The following is a 17,852-nucleotide window of genomic DNA, read 5'->3' on the forward strand; positions in this document are numbered from 1 at the left end:
TAAAATAAGAAGAAAAAGAGAAAGTTCCTTCTGTTTATTTCCTATTTTATTCAGGCTTACAAAAGGAGTCTGCCCATGAAGCTGCACGCCCAATTTCTGAAGCTGCATTCCCGGCACTGCACACCGGAGGGTGAATGCGCTGTAACCCTGGATGAACTCGCCGCGACGCTGGGCTGTACCCACCGCAATGCCCTGCATATTATCAGCAAAATGTCCGCCCGGGGCTGGATTTCCTGGACCCCGAGCCGCGGGCGCGGCCGGCGCTCCCGGCTCGTCTTCCTTGCCGCCGCCGAAGAGATTGCGCTGCAGTCGATGCGCGAAGCCATCAGCGGCAAAGACATCAGCGGCGCGCTGGAAGGCATCCGCGGCCATGCGCGGGCCTCTTCGCTGCAGAACACGCTGCAGGGCTGGCTGCTGGCCTATTTCGGCCATCACACGGAAATCCGCAGCGACAAGCGGATCGACACGCTGCGGCTGCCTGTCACGCAGCGCCTTCACTCCTTCGATCCGCTGTACATGAATCTGCTGGCCGAATCGTTTGTATCCAGCCATGTTTTTGACGGGCTGGCGGCGCGGGGGACGGACGGAAGCACTGTGCAGTCCGGGCTGGCCCATGCCTGGGACACCGATGCCGCGCGGACTTCCTGGACCTTTCATCTGCGCAAAGAGGTCCTCTTCCATCACGGCAAAGTCCTTACCGCCGAGGATGTGGTGTATTCCTTCGAGCGGATGATGAATTCCTCGCAGCGGTTGCTCTACAGCTATATCATCAGAGACATCCGTGAGATCAAGGCGCTGAACCCGCTGACGGTACGGATTCTGCTGAAACGGCCGAACGAGCTGTTCCTGCCGTTTCTCTGCACCAGCCGGGCGGCGGTTGTTCCCCGCGATCCGGGCAGCGCGGCGGAGGGCAGCTTCGGCCGCAAGCCAGTGGGAACGGGACCGTTCCGATTGATCGAAGCAGAGGATGAGCGTTGTGTGCTGGAGGCTTTTCCGTATTATTTTCAGGGCAGGGCCCATCTGGACCGCGTCGAGATTGTGCATGTTCCCTGGAGCGCGGCCGGCGCTTACGGCGAGCCCGGCTCCGCGTTCCACATTATTCCTAACCCCTCCGCCGAGGATACCGCCTCCTGGGGCCGCATTTACTCCCCTTCGTCGGTGCGCAAATTTGTCACTTGCAACACGAAGAAAAAAGGACCGCTCAGCGATCCCTTGGTGCGCAGCAATATTATAAGTTGTCTCCATGAATGTGCTGAGGTGAAGCCTGCGGACGGAGTGCCGGGATGTGCGGAGGAGCGGAAAGCTGCTGCAGAGAAAGCCGGTTTGGCGGGGATGAAAGTTGCGGAAATCCGGGACGCTGCAGCGGTGCTGCAGATCGCCACCATTCCGCAGTATGCCGGCGATGCGGAGCTGGTCGCTTCGCGGCTGGCCCGGTACGGCCACATCTGCAGGGTGCTGCAGGTGTCGCCCGAGGAATTCAAAGGCCCGGTCCGCCTCGAATCCGATCTGATCGTCTTCTCCCTCCTCCGCGACCAGGATGAACAGCTGCGGCTGTTCGATCTGTATCTGACGCTGGCGGAGCACATGGAGCCGCGGATGCGGGCGGATATCGAGGGCCGGCTGCAGCTTATCGCCCGGGAACCGGATTCCGCCGCCCGTTCAGCGGTCTTCCATGGAATCGAGGACCTGCTGGTCCAGGACAGCCAGCTGCATATCCTGTACGAGAAGCCCGGAGAAACGGCTTATCTGCCTACGGTGCGCGGCGTCTCCTTCAACAGTCAGGGCTGGGTGGACTTGCGCCGCCTGTGGTTCCCGCCGGAGCCGTAGGCGGGCTATTAATTAATTGCTGTTCCGATGCCATATTTCCCTCCGGCTAATCCATTAATCCTTTACCGATCAAATTGGCGGACGGCGGCTGCTTGCCGAGCTCCCTGGACCATACCGACAGCTGGCCGATATGATGAATTTCGTGGGCAATCATATGCCGCATAATCTCACCCCAGTATTCCGTGACTTCCGCCCCATCGCTTGGACGTATATCCGTGAAAATATTGCGCTCCAGCCCCTCATGCCAGCTCAGCACAAATGCTTCGACCTCCGGCCGGAAGCGCGCGTCAAGCGCCCGGACGCTCTGCAGGCTGCGGTATCCGGCGAAATCCTCCTGGAAATCCGGCTTGTCCAGCATAACCATCGTCCAGCTCCATTCCACATCCGCAATGTGAAACAATGTCTTCAGAATGCTCCCAACTCCCCCGACTCTTTGTTTCAGCAATTCTTCCTCCGGCAGTTCCTCACACCATTTGTACCACTGCTCACGCACCATCCAGTTATAACGAAAAAGGGTCTGCATCCTTATCCTCCTTATGGATTGAATTCTCACATTGACCCCAGTCTAGCACAACAGGAACAGCCTCAGGCAGGTAATGATTGTTTAGAAGTGTTTTATCCCTGAGGGGATACAACTGTAAAAATAAACGCAAAAAAGCCGCTGATCAGATCAGCGGCATTAATATTTTTATGTTATACGATATAAAAAAAACATAGTGTCCCTCAACGCTTACTATAAAGTTACTATAGCATGGAAATGTCAAGAATGCAAGCATTTTTGCGGGAAACCAAGAGAATAAATGCCAAATCCCCCTGAGCTGCACAAGCAAGGAATCAGAGCGGCCGGAATCCGGTTCGATTCCCCCGGAGCGGCCGTGTTATTATCTTCTGCACGAAGGAGGAGATTGGGATGCAGATTGAGTTGCGGGATATCCGCAAAAGCTTCAAGGTGTATAAACGCCCCGAAGGCAAATTCGGCTTGCTGCGGGGCGCTTTTATGCGGAATGTACAGCAGGTGGAGGCGCTTGGCGGCATCAGCTTTGACATCGCCGCAGGAGAACTGGTCGGCTACATCGGCCCGAACGGCGCCGGGAAATCAACCTCAGTCAAGATCATGAGCGGTATTCTCACCCCCGACAGCGGGGAATGCCGCATCATGGGCAGAGTGCCGTGGAAGGAGCGGCAGCGGCATGTGTCGCGCATCGGCGTGGTATTCGGGCAGCGCTCACAATTGTGGTGGGATGTGCCGGTGGAGGACTCTTTTGACGTACTGAAGGACATTTACGGCATTGCGCCGGGCGATTACAGGTCCAGGCTGGCCGAGCTTACGGCAACCCTGGATGTGGAGAGCCTCCTGAGAACGCCGGTCCGGCAGCTGTCGCTTGGACAGCGGATGCGCTGTGAGCTGGTGGCTGCCCTGCTGCACCGTCCGCAGATTCTGTTCCTCGACGAGCCGACGATCGGACTCGACGCCGTCTCGAAGCTGGCGCTGCGCAGCTTCCTGAAAGAAGAGAACCGCAAGCACGGTGTCACCATGCTGCTGACTACCCATGATATGGACGATATTGAAGCGCTGTGCGAACGGGTAATGGTCATCGGACACGGGCAACTGCTTTATGATGGCCGGCTGGCGGGCTTGCAGGAGAAATACGCTCCGGAAGTGACATTGAAGGTCAATACCGATGCGATGATCGCCGCGATGTATAGCGATCTGGCACTGACCTGACCGCCCTAGGGACAACTGCAGCTCCCGGTCAAATTTGCGATTCTTTTTAATAATGGAGGTGTAACATGAATTGGAAGCAAACCGGCAGGGCGAGCCGCTCCCTGCTGCGCATCAGCATGGCCGAAGGGCTGCAATACCGGGCGTCCGCCATTTCGGGGGTGTTCGTCAGCGTCTTCTGGGGGATTATCGAATGCGTGCTGTTCACGGTCTTTTATACATACAGTGACAACGGGTGGAACAACAACGGCCTCAGCCTGGAGCAGACGATTTCATATGTGTGGCTGGGGCAGGCGCTGTTTCTGTTTCAGCGGATGAACATCGACGGCGAGCTGATGGACAAAATCAACAACGGCAACGTCGGCATCGACCTGTGCCGGCCGCTGGACCTGTACACCCACTGGTTCGTCAAAAGCTCAGCCGCCAAGCTGGGCACATCCTGGATCCGTTCGGTGGCGACCATTGGTGTCGGTCTGCTCTTGCCGGCGGGATATGCACTCGGTGCACCGGAGTCTCCGGCAGGCTTCCTCTGCTTCCTGATGTCGGTGTCCATGGCCTTCATCCTGTGCTCGGCATACGCCATGCTGGTGACCGCCATCCGGCTCAATGTCACCTGGGGCGACGGTCCGACCTATATTCTGCTTCTGGTCAGCGGCATTCTCTCCGGAACCTATCTGCCGCTGCGGCTGTGGCCGGATGAATTGCAGACCTTTCTGTACCTGCAGCCCTTCGGCGGCTTTGCCGATATTCCGATCCAGCTCTATGTCGGCAGTCTGGAGCCTGCGTCCGCTTTACCGGGAATCGGTCTGCAGCTGATGTGGAGCATGATCTTTATCGTTGCCGGCCGGATCATCATGAACCGTAAACTGCACACTATTATTGTCCAAGGAGGCTGAACCTGCCCATGATCTCGGAAGTTAAAATCTACGGCAAATATTTACGGATGCATCTGCTCTCCGGCATGGAATACAAGGGCTGGTGGCTGATGCTGATCCAGGTGTTCGTCGTGGTCGTCACCGATCCCATATCCACGGTGCTGCTGTTCTCACGTTTCGGCAATATCGGGGAGTGGACGGTCGCGCACATTATTCTGGTCTATGCGCTGGCAGTCGCCTCCTTCGGGCTGGCGGAATCCTTATGCCGGGGCTTCGACTATTTCCCGTGGCAGCTGCTGCGCACCGGCGAATTCGACAGGCTGCTGCTGCGCCCGCGCTCCCTGTTCGTCCAGGTGGCCGCCTCCCGGTTCCATCTGCACCGCTTAGTCCGCCCGGCTACCGGAATCTGTGCAGTGGTGTGGGCGCTCTCCGAGCTGGAGGTGCCGCTGTCCCCGCGCAATATTGCCATTCTCGTCATGGCACTGGCAGGAGGCTGCATTATGTATTGCGGGGTGTTCGTATTGACCTCGGGCGTCGCCTTCTTTACCGTCAAAGGGCTGGACTGGATCTATCTCTTCACCAACGCCAGCTACCAGGTAACGCGCTGCCCGGAGCCTTACCTGCCCCAAGCGCTCAAATCCATGTTCAGCTTCCTGCTCCCGATGCTGTTCATCAGCTTCTATCCGGCGGCGACGGTCTGCGGCTGGGATTACCCGGCGTGGCCCGGTTATCTGGCCTTGCCTGCAGGAGCGGCATTCCTCGGCTGTGCGCTGCTTGTCTGGCGTATCGGCGTCCGCCACTACAAAAGCACAGGCAGCTGACTCCGGAACCGGAGCAGCTGCCTGCCATTAGCAAAGCTTAATGCGAAACCAGATGCTTGCGGTATCCTTCCACCTTCTCTTCCCGGTAGCCGAGCGCCTCATAGAAGACATGCGCCTCTTTCCGCTTATCTCCGGAAACCAGGATAATATAGGAACAGTCCCGCTCGTGGGCCATAGCCTCCAGCCGGTCCATCAGCTGCTTGCCCAGCCCCTGGCGGCGGGCCCGGGAAGAGACCACCACATTCTCGACTACCATGAACTGGCGGCACTCGCCGACCAGATCCTGGCAGATAATACCCATCAGCGAGCCGAGCAGTTCGCCGCCGACATAGGCGCCGAGCAGAATATACCTGTCATCCCCTGCAATGCGGCCGAAGGTTTCGGCCAGCTTCGCCGGATTAGCCGGCTGTCCCATTAATTCCCCGTAAAGAAGATTCAGCTGCTCCAGTTCTTGTGCTTCCACTGCTTTGATCGTAGCCATGTTTGCTGTTGCCTCTCCTTCTATGAATTGTTGTACCGCTCTCTTCAACAAGCTGTCCACCGTACGGCTCCGTTATACCCCGTGGGCTTGCTTTTGCCCAAAATTAGGAAGGCCGGCTTACACCACCGGCTTAGAATCCGCCGGAATGGACCACTTCAATCTGTGTTCCTTCGCCTTGCCCCCTGATCTGGATACAGATTTGTCCCTCGCCCTGATCCCCGACCAAGCCTACTCCCCGATCCGCAGCTCGAACTGCTCCGACTTCCCGTCCCATTCCACATCTACGCTAATGACAGCATCTTCACGCAATATGATTTCTCCATTACCTTTGGATTCCAGTTGTCCCGCCGCTGGCGGTCCGTCCTGAGTTAGTATCGTGCTGGTTCCCGTTGTTTTGTAGCCGTATTTAAACTGTTTGATATTCTCCAGATCGCCCGGGTCGCCTTTGTACTTGAGCTCAAATGTATAGCTCTGTGTCGGCTCATAATACGCATCCTTGCCGTCCTGCTTCGCAGGCTTCTCCGAAGCTTTCTGAATATATTCAGCCGACCAGCTCTCGCTTTCCCCTGTAAAGGTATAGTTATAATACAGCTTATCGTCGCTGCAGGCCGTGATCATCAGGAGTATCAATCCAGCCATCATGAATATGTGTAGAAGTTTTTTCATACCGTAAGCCTCCATTTCCTCTTGCCCGTTGTGCCATCTGGGCCAGAACCGTTAATTATCATGGGATAACCTGCCGAGAACGGCTTCCACGCGCTCTTCGGTCGTCAGGTCTCCCTCCAGCCGCAGAATCGGACAATTCAGCTGTGCCATCCACCCTTCATGCAGCTTTCGGCTTCTGACCTGCTTATCGGCTGTATCGTAAAGCGCAGCCCATTCCAGAAACTCCCGGTGTGCTTCATGCCTACTTCTTCCCGGTAAGATATCATTTCCGTAGCGCTCGTATTCTCTGGCTCTCAGACGATTCATGCGCAGTTCAGGAGAGATCCACAGAAAGATCACCAGATCGAACCAGGAGCGGAGCTCATCTCCCCAACCGCAAACCGCCCCTGACAGAATCCACGGCTCGGGCCCGGATAAATCCCGTTTGATCCGCTCCAGCCGCTCAGGAACCGGTGTCTGCTCTGTATATTTATGCGCCCAGAAGTAGTTGTCAGTGTCGAGCGACCTGTGCGGGAGACGGTCGGCAAGAGCATAGGCAAGCGTACTTGTGCCGGAGCCGGAGGCGCCCATAATATGAATTCTGCTGCGCAGCACCCGATCACCTCCGTTCACTGTGAAATATCCGGCGGAACACGGCGGGCCATTCCGGTCGCAATTGCCGCTTTAACAACCGCCAGCCGGACCTCCTCCACTACCTTCTCGTTAAAAATACTCGGGATGATATATTGCTCATTAAGCTCATCCTCCTGCACGACAGCGGCAATCGCCTGCGCGGCGGCCAGCTTCATCTCCAAATTCACCGTCTTGGCGCGGCAATCCAGCGCCCCGCGGAAGATTCCGGGAAAGCAGAGCACATTGTTGATCTGGTTCGGGTAATCGCTCCGCCCTGTAGCCAGCACACGGACGCGCGGCTCGGCCAGCTCGGGATCAATTTCGGGAATCGGATTCGCCATGGCAAACACGATCCGCTCCGGGGCCATCGCTTCCAGCAGCGCCGCATCAAGAATGTTGCCGCCGGAGACACCGATGAACACATCTGCGCCGTTCATCGCTTCTGCGAGCCCGCCCGCGAGACCCTCGGGATTCGTCGCCTCGGCCAAATACGCCCACTCACTGTTCGTATAGGTATGTTCCCGGCTGAGAATGCCTTCCCGATCCACGGCGTAGAGCTTGCTTGCCCCCGCCGCCAGCAGGAGCCGGCAGATCGACACACCGGCAGCGCCGATACCGACCACCACGATCCGGCAATCGGATAGCGGTTTGCCCACCACCTTCAGCGCGTTCAGCAGTCCGGCCAGCGCGACTACCGCCGTTCCGTGCTGGTCGTCGTGGAAGACGGGGATATCCAGCTCCGCTGAGAGCCGCCGCTCAATCTCGAAGCAGCGCGGCGAACTGATGTCCTCCAGATTGATGCCGCCGAACCCCGGGGCAACCGCTTTCACAATACCGATAATCTGCTCGGTATCCTTCGTGTTCAGGCAGAGAGGAAATGCGTCGACGTCCGCCAGCTGCTTGAACAGCATGGCTTTGCCCTCCATGACCGGCAGCGCGGCCTCCGGGCCGATATCGCCGAGGCCAAGCACTGCGGTGCCGTCAGTAACGACGGCAACGGTATTTCTTTTAATGGTCAGCGAGTTGGCTTTACCCGGGTCTGCTGCAATCGCCATACAGACACGGGCCACGCCGGGCGTATAGACGAGCGACAGATCCTCCCGGTTCTTGATCGGCATTTTCGGCGAGATCTCGATCTTACCGCCGAGATGGGCCAGAAAGGTGCGGTCCGAAACATTGATGACCTTGATTCCCGGCATGCCGGAGAGAACGAATATCAGTTCTTCATTGCCCGCGTCCTGCACATTGACCGTAATATCGCGCACCGTCGTCTCTTTGCCCGCCCGGATAACGTCGATGGCGACCATATCGCCACCGGCTGCGGCGAGCTTAGCCGCCACCTCACCGAACGACGCTTCCCGTGTGCGGATTTCCAGCCGGATAATCATTGTCGTCGCAATGGACATAGCATAGGCCTCCTTCAGCTATCAACCCTATGTCCACTATACTATAAGTTCACACAAAATACATAAGTATGGAAGCTGAGGAATTCTCCGGGTTCTTTTTCCGCCTGTACATTTACTGCATGTTATCCACTGATTTCATTAACTTTACAGGCGCTGGTCTTCTATGGCCTATACTGCTCTTCCAGCAGCACCCCTTTGTCTCCGGCAGAAGTAACATGAAACAGCCGTTCCAGCGGTTCGCTGGAGATGAGCTCGTCATAGGGGATCAGCTTATGGACGGCCCCGTCCAGCACGGCAATTTGGACATCACGGTCCAGCGGCACGCGAACGCTTTCCCCGCTGTCATTGCGGATATAGAAATTATTCGGCAGCTCATCCCCATCGACAACAAGGCCTGCTGCTTTGGCTGCAGCGACCGCTTCCGCTCCCGAGAGCCACTCGACTTCATCAAGTTCAAGGTAAATCCCCTGGTCATCTTCTGCCAGCTTAGTAATGAACCCCAGCCTCTTCGTAACATGCGGCAGACTCATTACACCCTTTCGCAGCTCCGATAGCTGTTCGCCGCTGATCCGGCCATCTTGGGAGTTATACTCCAGCTCCAGCAGCGCCACCTTTTGAATCAGCTCCCCTGAGCTTTGCTGCAACGAGGCTTCTCCCTGAATTTCTGCCCGCATCCTTGAGCTTAACAAGTTCAAGTTCTCCTGCAGGCTCCGGTTGCGCATGAAATAGGTTACATTGAACCCCAAGGAGACCGCGAGCAATATAATTACGACCGCCCGGCGTTTGTTACGGTCCGGCATGGATTTCACCTGCTTTCCAAGTATCTGCCTTAATCATCATCCATAATTTAGCACATACGGAACGCCGCGCCTGTAACTTTAGGCACGGAGCAGCTTCCACACCGCCGCATGGCAGGAATCGCGGAAGACGGCATGATCTTCGTCGCTCCCGGTCATCAGCCATTGGATCAGGCAGCCGTCAATCAAGGCGCGGATCAGCGGCGCCGCCGTCTCCGGCGACAGCTCGCCGGAGAATATGCCTTCCTGCTGCCCGAGCGTCAGCACCTCGGCGCTGATGGCGGCGCAGCTGTCATAGAAGCGCCGGTTAATCTCCCGGTACGCCTCGATGCGGCTGGCTCTGGCGAGGAAATCCAGATAGACCCGGTAGAAGGAACGGTTCTTGGCCGGACCGGCGAACGCAGAGTCGATATAAGCGGCAAGCTTGCCAGCGGCCGAAGTCTGCTGCTGCACGGCGGCGGTCTCCCTGGCCGAGATTTTCCCGGTCAGCCACTCCAGCAGCTCCACCAGTACGGCCTCCTTGCTTGCGAAATAATAATGCACAACGCCTTTACTGACTCCGGCATGATCGGCGATCGTCTGCAGGGTAACGCCGTCGTAGCCCGATTCGGCCAGCGCCTGAAAGGCGGCGTGCAGGATTTGCTTGCGTTTCTCTTCGGATTTCTTGTAACGTACCATAAGGCCTCCCGAGCATGGATATAAATGGTTGTACTATATATCATAGCATCAAAAAAGTTGACCGGTCAGAATAAATATTATATAACGGTCTTACAACATACAGACTTCCATGGAACAGGAGTGTATATTATTATGTCCGAATCATTTCAGGCTCTCGTCGTAGACAAAGGCGAAAGCTTCTCGGTTGCTGTTAAGCCGCTGACGGTTGAAGAGCTGCCCGCCGGCGAAGTGCTGATCAAGGTCGCCTACTCCAGTGTAAACTACAAGGACGGGCTGGCGAGTATTCCCGGCGGCAACATTGTCCGCCAGTATCCTTTTATCCCCGGCATCGATCTGTCGGGGGTTGTGGTTTCTTCGGAGGACAGCCGCTTTCAGCCCGGCCAGAGCGTCATCGCGACCAGCTACGGCATCGGCGTCTCCCATTTCGGCGGCTTCAGCGAATATGCCCGCATTCCCGCCGAATGGGTACTGCCGCTGCCGGAGGGACTGAGCCTGCGGGAAGCGATGATTTACGGCACGGCCGGCCTGACCGCAGCCTTGTCCATCCAGGCGCTGGAGGAACACGGCGCCTCGCCGGATAAAGGCAAGGTGCTCGTAACAGGCGCCACCGGCGGGGTGGGCGGCTCGGCTGTGGCCATGCTGGCCAAGAAGGGCTATACCGTAACGGCCGGCACCGGCCGTATGGAGGAGGCCTCCTACTTGCAGGCGCTGGGAGCAGCCGAGATCATCTCCCGCGAGGAAGTGGGCGCCGCTGCGGCCAAGCCGCTCGACAAGCAGCTGTGGCAGGCGGCGGTGGATTCTGTGGGCGGCGGCCCGCTGGCCGCCGTGCTCAGCAAAATCGCCTACGGCGGTGCCGTTGCTGCCAGCGGCCTGACGGCCGGGACGAATGTCCCTACCACCGTTATGCCGTTCATTCTGCGCGGCGTCTCCCTGCTCGGCATCGACTCCGTTGCCTGTCCGCTGGAGAAGCGCCAGCGCGTCTGGGAACGCATGGCCACCGATCTTAAGCCTGCGGCGCTGGACCTGCTCGTCGACCGCGAGGTCACACTGGCCGGACTGCCGCAGGCGCTGGAGGACATTATGAAATCAAATACCCGCGGCCGGGTGCTCGTCCGCATGGACTAAACCGGACCGTACGCATAGTCACAACTACGCTTAACCACAAGCCGGCCGGCCAAGGGATTTCCCCTGGCCGGCCGGCTTGCTGTTTCCACTGAATTTCCGCCTCTTGGGCTGAGACTATGGCCAATACGTTATTCCGTTATCGCTTGGCTCGGGTAGTAGGGATAAGATTGGTAATACGGCTGCTCGCGGTACTGTGTGACATAGGGCGGAGCATAATGACCTTGCGCTGCATAGGGCGAATACCCGAACGGCTGCGGGGCCATATTGGGCAGCGGAGCGGCATTGGGCTGAGGAGCGATATGGGTCTGAGGAGACACATAGGCTGGTATGTTAACGTTCTCCGCATTCTCGGTGACACCCTTTACGCCTTTGGCACAATCCTTAGGCGGCCCGATAAAGGTCCGCGGCCGGACCGGAGCGAACGTCTCTTTCACCTTGGCTTCATCCATACAGTACGTATGGGCCCACACGCTGGCCGGCGTCTTGAGCAGAATGTCCGAGCCGAGAATCACCTCCGGAGTCGGGGCATCGAAGATGGCCAGCAGATGCGTCCCGTCTACCGTTGCTATTTCATAGTGCCACCAGCCCTGCGGTACATTCGCCACCATGCCGGGATTAATGGGGAAGTTCATCAATTCATTGGTAAACGGATTGATAATCGACACTACCGCCGCGCCGGTAATGCAATAGACCAGCTCCGCGGCATTTTGATGATAATGGGGCTCCACAACATTAGATTTGCTGAGAAAAATATCAAGCAGCGACGTATTCTCCAGCGTATTGAGCTGTTTGATTCCCAGAACATTAATGTAGTTGTATGCATCCTTCTTGAACAAAGTGCTGGCGTTCACATCAAAGCTGAATTGCGTCGTGGGTGAAGTGTAGTCAATGGTTGAAGTCACGGTGTGATCCTTCCCTTCTGCCTATCCGGAATTGAACGTTCTGCACTTAGACTATGCATTCGCCCAGATCCGGGTGACAACGTCCGGGAACCTGCCGGTGTCGTGGCCAGGCCTGAACCCTTAGTTCAGGCTTCGTTTCCGGCAACGACGGTACAGTTTCTCCCCTTGCGCTTAGCGGTATACAAGGCTTCATCCGCACTGCCCAGCAATTCCTCCAGCGTCTCACCGTGGACCGGAAAATGGGCAATGCCAAGGGAGGAGGTAACTCTCAGCTGCAGCGGCCCTTTGCGCTGGTCCAGTGTGGAGCGGATGCGTTCTGCCGCCGCCAGGGCATTCCTGGCCCGCGGCAGCAGCACAACAAATTCTTCTCCGCCGAAACGGCAACATATATCGCCCGGACGGACCGATTCAGCGATAATGCTGCCGACCCAGCGCAGCACCTCATCTCCGGCCAGATGACCGTAATTGTCGTTGACGAATTTGAACTTGTCTATATCCAGCACAATCAGCGAAAAAGGCACACCGGCGCTGATCCACTGATTCGCGCTCCATTCCATCCCCCGACGGTTGGCCAGTCCGGTCAGCTGGTCGGTCATCGCCTCCTGGGTTAATTGATCCGTCTGCTGCTGAATATCTTTCCAGGCCAGGCTGAGTGCCTTGGTCAACAAATCCACCTCGCGGTTCCAGTGCGGCTTCAGCTGCGGAAGCGCCACATCCTCCTTGCCGAAACGGCTTACAAGATTGGCCAGCGCCGCAAAAGGATAAGCCAGCCGGTGGGCCAGGATGATCACGCTGATCAGCAGCAGCGCAAACGGAAGCAGCATCAGCCCGGCTATTTTGCGTAAATGCCCGTTAATCTGCTCCTGGATGACGCTTACCGGTGATACCACCGCCACTCCCCAGCCGCTGGAGGGTACGCCCGAATAGCCGGCGAGCATATCCGCGCCGCTGAGGTTCAACGCCTCCATCCGTCCGCTCTCCCCTCGCATCAGCTTTTGCACGAACGGATTCGCCGAGACATCTTCATTCAGGCGCGATTGGTCGGGATGAAAGACCAAATGGCCCTCCTCACTCACAACAAAGAAATAAGAGCCGGAATCATCGATATTGCTGTTACCGTAGATCATGCTCAGAATGTTATAATCCTGAAGATAGATGGAGCCGCCCAATTGTCCGAGATAGAGCCCCTTCTTGTCAAAGAGCGGCTCGCTCATAAAGACCAGCAACTTGCCGGTTGTTGCAGAAACATACGGCGGGGAGATATATGATTTTTTTAACCGCAGCGCCTCCAGGGCAGCAGGCGATGTCAGCCTCTTGCCGTCCAGGTCCAGCGTCTCCGGTGAGCTGTTCAAGACTTCACCGTCCGGGCCAGCCAAAATGACCGAGTTAAAGTAGTTGCTGCTGTTGCGCATCAGCTCCAGATAAGCCGAAATCTCGGCATGTTGTACCGGCTTCATCCCTGAAATGATTTTTGCGCTGTACAGCAGGCTGCTGCGCATGGAGCGGAAGAGCGAATCCGCGGTCAGGCTCATTCGCTCGGCGTTGGCCAGATTGAGGTTAAGTGTAGTTTCAACCAGTGATTTCCTCTTGGATTGATAGGAAGCCGCCAGTACAATGGTTGTAGTCATCACCGCTACAAGCGTCACAAGAGTGATTAGCAATGTGGAAAGACTAAGCTTCCTGCCGGAAGTACGGGCCGGCTGAACAGGTATGGGCATGCTGCACCTCCTTGTCTGGCATACATAAAGCTAGCTAGCATTGTCCATACCTTTTTTATCGGTTGCCGGACCGGCTTTCTTAGGCTGTATGTGATGAATGTTATAGCTTTAAGCAAAAAAACCGCCCGCTCTGACAATTCCGGCAAGCAAACACTTGCCACCGTATATTGGCCTACCGGCCTAAAACCCAAAAAACCGGGTGCTTAGAGCTGAGCTCTTAGCACCCGGTTAATAATTGGCTGTCTTCCGAAAAAAAACAGCCGGGATAGCCTCCCGGCCGCCTTGCTGCGCCTAGTGCCAGCCGTTTCTCGCCATTAAACCTGCGATGTGGGCCATATGGTGGCGGCTATGCCACACGTACCGCTCAAGCGCTGTATCCAGTGTCATGACGCCAAGCCCCTGGCTGACTAAAGTTCTTTCAAACTCTGCTCCATCCAGCGTATCCAAGAGCCGTACAAAGCGCCGGTGCAAGCTTTCCAGCAGCTGCAGCGAGCTCTCCACGGGTTCCTCCGAGTAATCGCTCCGCTGCGCCCAAAGATCCTCCCGGTAGGTCGGTATCTCCGGCGCCGTTTCGGTCAGTCCGCGCTTAAAGCGCAGGTACGCATACATGCCGGAGTCGGCCAGATGATGCACTACCTCCCTGACGCTCCAGCCTCCATCCCGGTACGGGGTGTCCATCTGCTCCCCGGTCAGGGGCTGAATCAATGCCCGCAATTCCCCGCTGAGCCCGCGAATGATTTGAATATATTGTATTCGTTCTTCGCCGGTCAGCCTGCCGGAACCGGCAAACCTGCCTATGGGATAACGAAGCCGCTCCTCCACTCCCGCTTCTCTGTTCATCCCGCCTGCCTCCCGGCAGCTAACCAGCCGTATACATCATCCAGTGTCGTCACGGTCAAATCGGGTTTCACCCCATGCATCCATTCAGCGCCTGTCCGGTTGATCCAGCAGCTGCGGATCCCGGCCCTGGCTGCGCCCAGCACATCTCCGGCTGAATCGCCGATGTGCAGGATTTCCTCCGGCCGGACTCCATAATGATCGATAACCGCATGAAACATCAGGTTGCGGCTGTCATTCTTGTAGGATTGGTACTGTTCCGAAGTAAACAGAGTAAGCGGATAATTGCGGTAGAATTCCGGCAGCATCAGCAGATCGGTATCGCTGACGATGCAGACCTCATACTCAGCACAGGTACGCTGAAGGAAAGCTTCGGTGTCCGGATACAGATCGGCCCGGCGGTGTTCGGCAAACAGATGCTCTACTGCCTTCGCCGGATCATAGGCAATGGAATACCGGGTAAACACCTGGTTGTAGCTTTGCTCAAAGATGTCGCGCGAGATCCGGAAGGATTCCCTCAGGCGAAGCGCCTCTACCTCCTCCAGGAAACAGGCCAACACTTTGGCGCCGTAATCTTTTGCAAGCGCCTCGCTGTAACTGCTCTGCAATATAGGCTGCCATACCTGCGGATTCCGGCCCTGAATGTTCACCAGCGTCTGGAACATATCCAGGCTAATCACTTTGACGAGACTCATAATCGTTGGCCCCCGACTCTATAGGTTGAATCCCTGTAATGCAGTTACCGGTTGAACCGGGCAGTTACAAATACCGCCGGCGAATTCCAGTATATCGTCACTTCATTGGTGGAGTAGCTGTCTTCATGATCGGCGAAACAGGCGGCCGCAGGTCTGCCCTGCAGATGCTGCGCAACATAATCGTCATGAAGACCGCGGTCGGGACCGCCTGCCACCAGACCGGGCACCGGAAGATCTACGCCATCGCCGACGGAAGGCCGGTGATGCGGATGCATGACGGGCCGGTCGCCGAAGCCGGTCACATAGCTGATATCCAGCACATTCCGCCCCAGCAGATAATGCAGATGATCCAGGGCGCAGACGGCATAGTGCTCTTCGCCGCTGAAATGCTCGGCCGCCAGCAGCAGCATCGCCCGGTTCATAACAACCATGTTGCTGCCCCAGATGTAATCTTCCTCCAGCAGCGAGATTCCATAGCCGTCCTCAGCGCTTTGGCGGAGCAGCTTGTCGGCTTCGGTCAGCAGTCCGGCCTTCAGCGTGCCGTACGTTTCCTTGTCGGCAGTTGCTTCCCCGCGCAGCAAATAAGCTATTGTGCCGTAACCGCCCATGTCTCCCCAGCCGAGCTCGTACTTGGGAAACGGCAATGTTGCCAGCTCCAGAAATGCCCGATGATACTTCTCTTCCCCGGTCGTGCGAAGCAGCTCGGCAGCGGCCCAATACCGCTCGTCGCGCACTTCACCATCGCCGTATTCACCGGTTGAGATTTCCGGCGGATTGGTAAAGCCCCCCGCTTCAGGATGGCTTTCCAGCCAGCCCCAGGCCTGCACAGCTGCTTCAAGACACTTATCCGCATACGCTTGATCAAAAGCACGGTATATCCGCGCGGCCAGCGCCATAACGGCGGCAACATTGCCGGTTGCAGTGGCGGATACCGGCGAGAAATACAGCTCAGCCATGTCATCCTCCGGCATCACATCAAGGCCCGGAAAGCTGAGCGTTGTCAGCTTGTGGTACACTCCACCTGTGCTGGCCTCCTGCATTTTGAAGAGCCAGTCCAGCTCTACCTTGCATTCCAGAAGCACATCCGGCATGCCTTGGCCACTTTCCGGAATCGGGATGGGTGCGGCGAACGCCGACGGGTACAGCTCATAGGCCAGCAGCAGATCGGCGACGGCCTTCGCGCCCGGCCCGGAATATTTGCCGTAATCGCCCGCGTCATGCCATCCGCCGCAGCTGTCCAGCCGCAGCTCCGGCTGTCCGTGGACAATTCCCTCTGCGGTGTGGCAGGCTTTATGGGCCCAGGGGCCGGCATACGCTTCGGTCAGCTCGACGCCGCAGCGGTAGAAATAAAAGGCTTTCAATAATCCCTGCTGCAGATCATGATAAGGCTTTCCGGAGACGCTGAACACGGCCGACACGCCCCCGTCTTCGCTCTCCAGACGATATCTGCCGGGTGCGGTCACTGCGGAGAAATCCCCGCTATGTACGCTGGCGCCGCTGGGCAGATCCTGTTTAGGGGAATCCGTGCGTCCGCTGAATACGACCGTCCCGCTCTCCTCCTCTACTACGCGGAATTCACGCCCCTCCCCGCGGAAGACGGCGACTTTCGCTGCTTCCGGGGTGTATCCCAACTGATTTAAGGCAATCGTGCGGGAAGTGCTTTGGCTCATTAAACTCTCTCCCTTGTCAACAATATATGAAAAAGCCGGGGCTGGCGCTATTCCCCCAGCAGTCTCATGAATTGGGCCGGCAAGCTTAACTGCCGGTCTTCGCCGATGATCCGCCGCAATTCCGCCTGCAGGTCATCCTCGCTCTGGGCATCCTTGATATCCTGGATCTCCCGGTTCAGACGCTCCATTTGAACATCCAGCTCGTAAGCCTTGTCCGCGGCATTCTTGAGCTCGCGGGTCAGATGCTCGGGAACCGTTTTGCTGGACTTGCTGTAGTTATAGAAGATTTTATGCTCCAGACTGGCCCAGAAATCCATGGCAATCGTGCGGATCTGCACCTCTACGCACACATGCTCCTGGCAGTCGGACAAGAACACCGGTACCTCCACAAGCAGGTGCAGGCTCTGGTAACCGTTGGCTTTGGGATGCTTGATGTAATCTTTAACGCCGAGCACCTTCAGATCGTCCTGATTGGCCAGCATATCGCTGACCCGGTAAATATCCGAAATGAACGAACATGTAATCCGCAGCCCGGCAATGTCCTTGACGCAGGCTCTGACAGCGTCCAGAGAGAATTCTTTGTTTTTGTTTTTGCGCAGCATTTTATTAATAATGCTTTCCGGGGACTTCAGGCGCGATTTGGTGTGCTCTATCGGACTGTAGTCATGCAGGCTCTGGAACTCTTCCTTCAAAATTTCAATCTTGGTCTCCATCTCTTCCAGGGCGAATTTGTAGATCATCATGAACCGGGTCAGTTCATATTTGAATTGTTTCAGCTGTTCCAGTTGCATATTGGCACTCATAGTAAGCTCTCCTCGGGTTTGCTTCTTCAGGGGCTCCATTCTGACGTTCCGGCCGCTCTGAATCATTAGTAATCTCTCATCCATCATAAGCCAATCCGCCTGCCCATTTCAAATTCCTTGGACACAGCAAATAACCCGCCGCGCAGGGCCTTTATACCGGACCGGCTTATGAATTGAGAAAAGCGGTAAGGAGCTTTGTCCCTACCGCCACTTCCT

Annotated in this window: 18 protein-coding genes; 5 read left to right on the forward strand and 13 right to left on the reverse strand. The window is 56.8% G+C overall.

The window, feature by feature from the left end:
- Positions 1-75: 75 nt before the first annotated feature.
- Entirely contained in the window at positions 76-1,827 is a 1,752-nt protein-coding gene (locus F1381_RS10890) for an ABC transporter substrate-binding protein (RefSeq protein ID WP_151734871.1), read from the forward strand.
- A gap of 46 nt (positions 1,828-1,873) precedes the next feature.
- On the opposite strand, the gene F1381_RS10895 is transcribed toward F1381_RS10890, so the two are convergent.
- Positions 1,874-2,350, reverse strand: coding sequence for a DinB family protein (locus tag F1381_RS10895; RefSeq protein WP_151734872.1), 477 nt, complete (start codon positions 2,348-2,350; stop codon positions 1,874-1,876).
- Positions 2,351-2,737: 387 nt separating this feature from the next.
- Here F1381_RS10895 and F1381_RS10900 point away from each other — a divergent pair, with 387 nt between their 5' ends.
- The 3 genes from F1381_RS10900 (at position 2,738) to F1381_RS10910 (ending at position 5,246) form a co-directional block, all read left to right on the forward strand.
- On the forward strand, positions 2,738-3,553 hold the full coding sequence (locus tag F1381_RS10900) for an ABC transporter ATP-binding protein (RefSeq protein WP_151734873.1): 816 nt from the start codon (positions 2,738-2,740) through the stop codon (positions 3,551-3,553).
- 65 nt (positions 3,554-3,618) lie between these two features.
- Positions 3,619-4,446, forward strand: coding sequence for an ABC transporter permease (locus tag F1381_RS10905; protein ID WP_151734874.1), 828 nt, complete (start codon positions 3,619-3,621; stop codon positions 4,444-4,446).
- A gap of 8 nt (positions 4,447-4,454) precedes the next feature.
- Positions 4,455-5,246: an ABC transporter permease gene (locus tag F1381_RS10910; protein WP_151734875.1), complete on the forward strand. Its 792-nt coding sequence runs from the start codon at positions 4,455-4,457 to the stop codon at positions 5,244-5,246.
- Positions 5,247-5,283: 37 nt separating this feature from the next.
- Here F1381_RS10910 and F1381_RS10915 read toward each other — a convergent pair whose 3' ends face one another.
- The 6 genes from F1381_RS10915 to F1381_RS10940 all read right to left on the reverse strand — a co-directional run bounded on the left by F1381_RS10915 (position 5,284) and on the right by F1381_RS10940 (position 9,886).
- A complete protein-coding gene (locus F1381_RS10915) occupies positions 5,284-5,727 on the reverse strand; it encodes a GNAT family N-acetyltransferase (RefSeq protein ID WP_151734876.1) in 444 nt (147 codons plus the stop codon).
- Between the two features lie 228 nt (positions 5,728-5,955).
- Entirely contained in the window at positions 5,956-6,393 is a 438-nt protein-coding gene (locus F1381_RS10920) for a hypothetical protein (protein ID WP_151734877.1), read from the reverse strand.
- A 51-nt stretch (positions 6,394-6,444) separates the two neighbouring features.
- On the reverse strand, positions 6,445-6,984 hold the full coding sequence (locus F1381_RS10925; protein WP_151734991.1) for an AAA family ATPase: 540 nt from the start codon (positions 6,982-6,984) through the stop codon (positions 6,445-6,447).
- Positions 6,985-7,001: 17 nt separating this feature from the next.
- A complete protein-coding gene (locus F1381_RS10930; protein ID WP_151734878.1) occupies positions 7,002-8,411 on the reverse strand; it encodes an NAD-dependent malic enzyme in 1,410 nt (469 codons plus the stop codon).
- 161 nt (positions 8,412-8,572) lie between these two features.
- Complete coding sequence (locus tag F1381_RS10935; RefSeq protein ID WP_151734879.1) at positions 8,573-9,211, reverse strand: hypothetical protein; 639 nt, start codon at positions 9,209-9,211, stop codon at positions 8,573-8,575.
- A gap of 78 nt (positions 9,212-9,289) precedes the next feature.
- A complete protein-coding gene (locus F1381_RS10940; RefSeq protein ID WP_151734880.1) occupies positions 9,290-9,886 on the reverse strand; it encodes a TetR/AcrR family transcriptional regulator in 597 nt (198 codons plus the stop codon).
- A gap of 132 nt (positions 9,887-10,018) precedes the next feature.
- Between F1381_RS10940 and F1381_RS10945 the strand changes: the two genes are divergently transcribed.
- Positions 10,019-11,011 carry an acrylyl-CoA reductase family protein gene (locus F1381_RS10945; protein ID WP_151734881.1) on the forward strand — a complete coding sequence of 331 codons (993 nt, stop codon included), beginning with the start codon at positions 10,019-10,021 and terminating at the stop codon, positions 11,009-11,011.
- 128 nt (positions 11,012-11,139) lie between these two features.
- Here the strand turns inward: F1381_RS10945 and F1381_RS10950 are convergent, their stop codons facing one another.
- From F1381_RS10950 to F1381_RS10975, 6 genes are all read right to left on the reverse strand, one after another.
- Entirely contained in the window at positions 11,140-11,913 is a 774-nt protein-coding gene (locus F1381_RS10950; protein WP_151734882.1) for a cupin domain-containing protein, read from the reverse strand.
- 125 nt (positions 11,914-12,038) lie between these two features.
- Positions 12,039-13,631 (reverse strand): sensor domain-containing diguanylate cyclase, encoded by a 1,593-nt coding sequence (locus tag F1381_RS10955; RefSeq protein WP_151734883.1) that lies wholly within the window; start codon positions 13,629-13,631, stop codon positions 12,039-12,041.
- A gap of 291 nt (positions 13,632-13,922) precedes the next feature.
- Positions 13,923-14,471, reverse strand: coding sequence for a YfiT family bacillithiol transferase (locus F1381_RS10960; protein ID WP_151734884.1), 549 nt, complete (start codon positions 14,469-14,471; stop codon positions 13,923-13,925).
- Positions 14,468-15,163 (reverse strand): HAD family hydrolase, encoded by a 696-nt coding sequence (locus F1381_RS10965; RefSeq protein WP_151734885.1) that lies wholly within the window; start codon positions 15,161-15,163, stop codon positions 14,468-14,470. Before F1381_RS10965 ends, F1381_RS10960 begins: the two co-directional genes overlap by 4 nt.
- A gap of 44 nt (positions 15,164-15,207) precedes the next feature.
- Positions 15,208-16,833 (reverse strand): glycoside hydrolase family 9 protein, encoded by a 1,626-nt coding sequence (locus tag F1381_RS10970; protein WP_151734886.1) that lies wholly within the window; start codon positions 16,831-16,833, stop codon positions 15,208-15,210.
- A gap of 47 nt (positions 16,834-16,880) precedes the next feature.
- On the reverse strand, positions 16,881-17,624 hold the full coding sequence (locus F1381_RS10975; protein WP_151734992.1) for a GTP pyrophosphokinase: 744 nt from the start codon (positions 17,622-17,624) through the stop codon (positions 16,881-16,883).
- Positions 17,625-17,852 lie beyond the last annotated feature (228 nt).

This window comes from Paenibacillus tengchongensis (genome assembly GCF_008973665.1).
GTDB lineage: Bacteria > Bacillota > Bacilli > Paenibacillales > Paenibacillaceae > Paenibacillus_AQ > Paenibacillus_AQ tengchongensis.

What these genes read in the sequence shown, in the direction of transcription:
- F1381_RS10940 (WP_151734880.1), bottom strand. Translation starts at nt 9,886, where the DNA reads ATGGTACGTTACAAGAAATCCGAAGAGAAACGCAAGCAAATCCTGCAC.
- F1381_RS10965 (WP_151734885.1), bottom strand. Translation starts at nt 15,163, where the DNA reads ATGAGTCTCGTCAAAGTGATTAGCCTGGATATGTTCCAGACGCTGGTG.
- F1381_RS10975 (WP_151734992.1), bottom strand. Translation starts at nt 17,624, where the DNA reads ATGCAACTGGAACAGCTGAAACAATTCAAATATGAACTGACCCGGTTC.
- F1381_RS10910 (WP_151734875.1), top strand. Translation starts at nt 4,455, where the DNA reads ATGATCTCGGAAGTTAAAATCTACGGCAAATATTTACGGATGCATCTG.
- F1381_RS10915 (WP_151734876.1), bottom strand. Translation starts at nt 5,727, where the DNA reads ATGGCTACGATCAAAGCAGTGGAAGCACAAGAACTGGAGCAGCTGAAT.
- F1381_RS10945 (WP_151734881.1), top strand. Translation starts at nt 10,019, where the DNA reads ATGTCCGAATCATTTCAGGCTCTCGTCGTAGACAAAGGCGAAAGCTTC.
- F1381_RS10905 (WP_151734874.1), top strand. Translation starts at nt 3,619, where the DNA reads ATGAATTGGAAGCAAACCGGCAGGGCGAGCCGCTCCCTGCTGCGCATC.
- F1381_RS10895 (WP_151734872.1), bottom strand. Translation starts at nt 2,350, where the DNA reads ATGCAGACCCTTTTTCGTTATAACTGGATGGTGCGTGAGCAGTGGTAC.
- F1381_RS10890 (WP_151734871.1), top strand. Translation starts at nt 76, where the DNA reads ATGAAGCTGCACGCCCAATTTCTGAAGCTGCATTCCCGGCACTGCACA.
- F1381_RS10960 (WP_151734884.1), bottom strand. Translation starts at nt 14,471, where the DNA reads ATGAACAGAGAAGCGGGAGTGGAGGAGCGGCTTCGTTATCCCATAGGC.
- F1381_RS10920 (WP_151734877.1), bottom strand. Translation starts at nt 6,393, where the DNA reads ATGAAAAAACTTCTACACATATTCATGATGGCTGGATTGATACTCCTG.
- F1381_RS10900 (WP_151734873.1), top strand. Translation starts at nt 2,738, where the DNA reads ATGCAGATTGAGTTGCGGGATATCCGCAAAAGCTTCAAGGTGTATAAA.
- F1381_RS10935 (WP_151734879.1), bottom strand. Translation starts at nt 9,211, where the DNA reads ATGCCGGACCGTAACAAACGCCGGGCGGTCGTAATTATATTGCTCGCG.
- F1381_RS10970 (WP_151734886.1), bottom strand. Translation starts at nt 16,833, where the DNA reads ATGAGCCAAAGCACTTCCCGCACGATTGCCTTAAATCAGTTGGGATAC.
- F1381_RS10930 (WP_151734878.1), bottom strand. Translation starts at nt 8,411, where the DNA reads ATGTCCATTGCGACGACAATGATTATCCGGCTGGAAATCCGCACACGG.
- F1381_RS10955 (WP_151734883.1), bottom strand. Translation starts at nt 13,631, where the DNA reads ATGCCCATACCTGTTCAGCCGGCCCGTACTTCCGGCAGGAAGCTTAGT.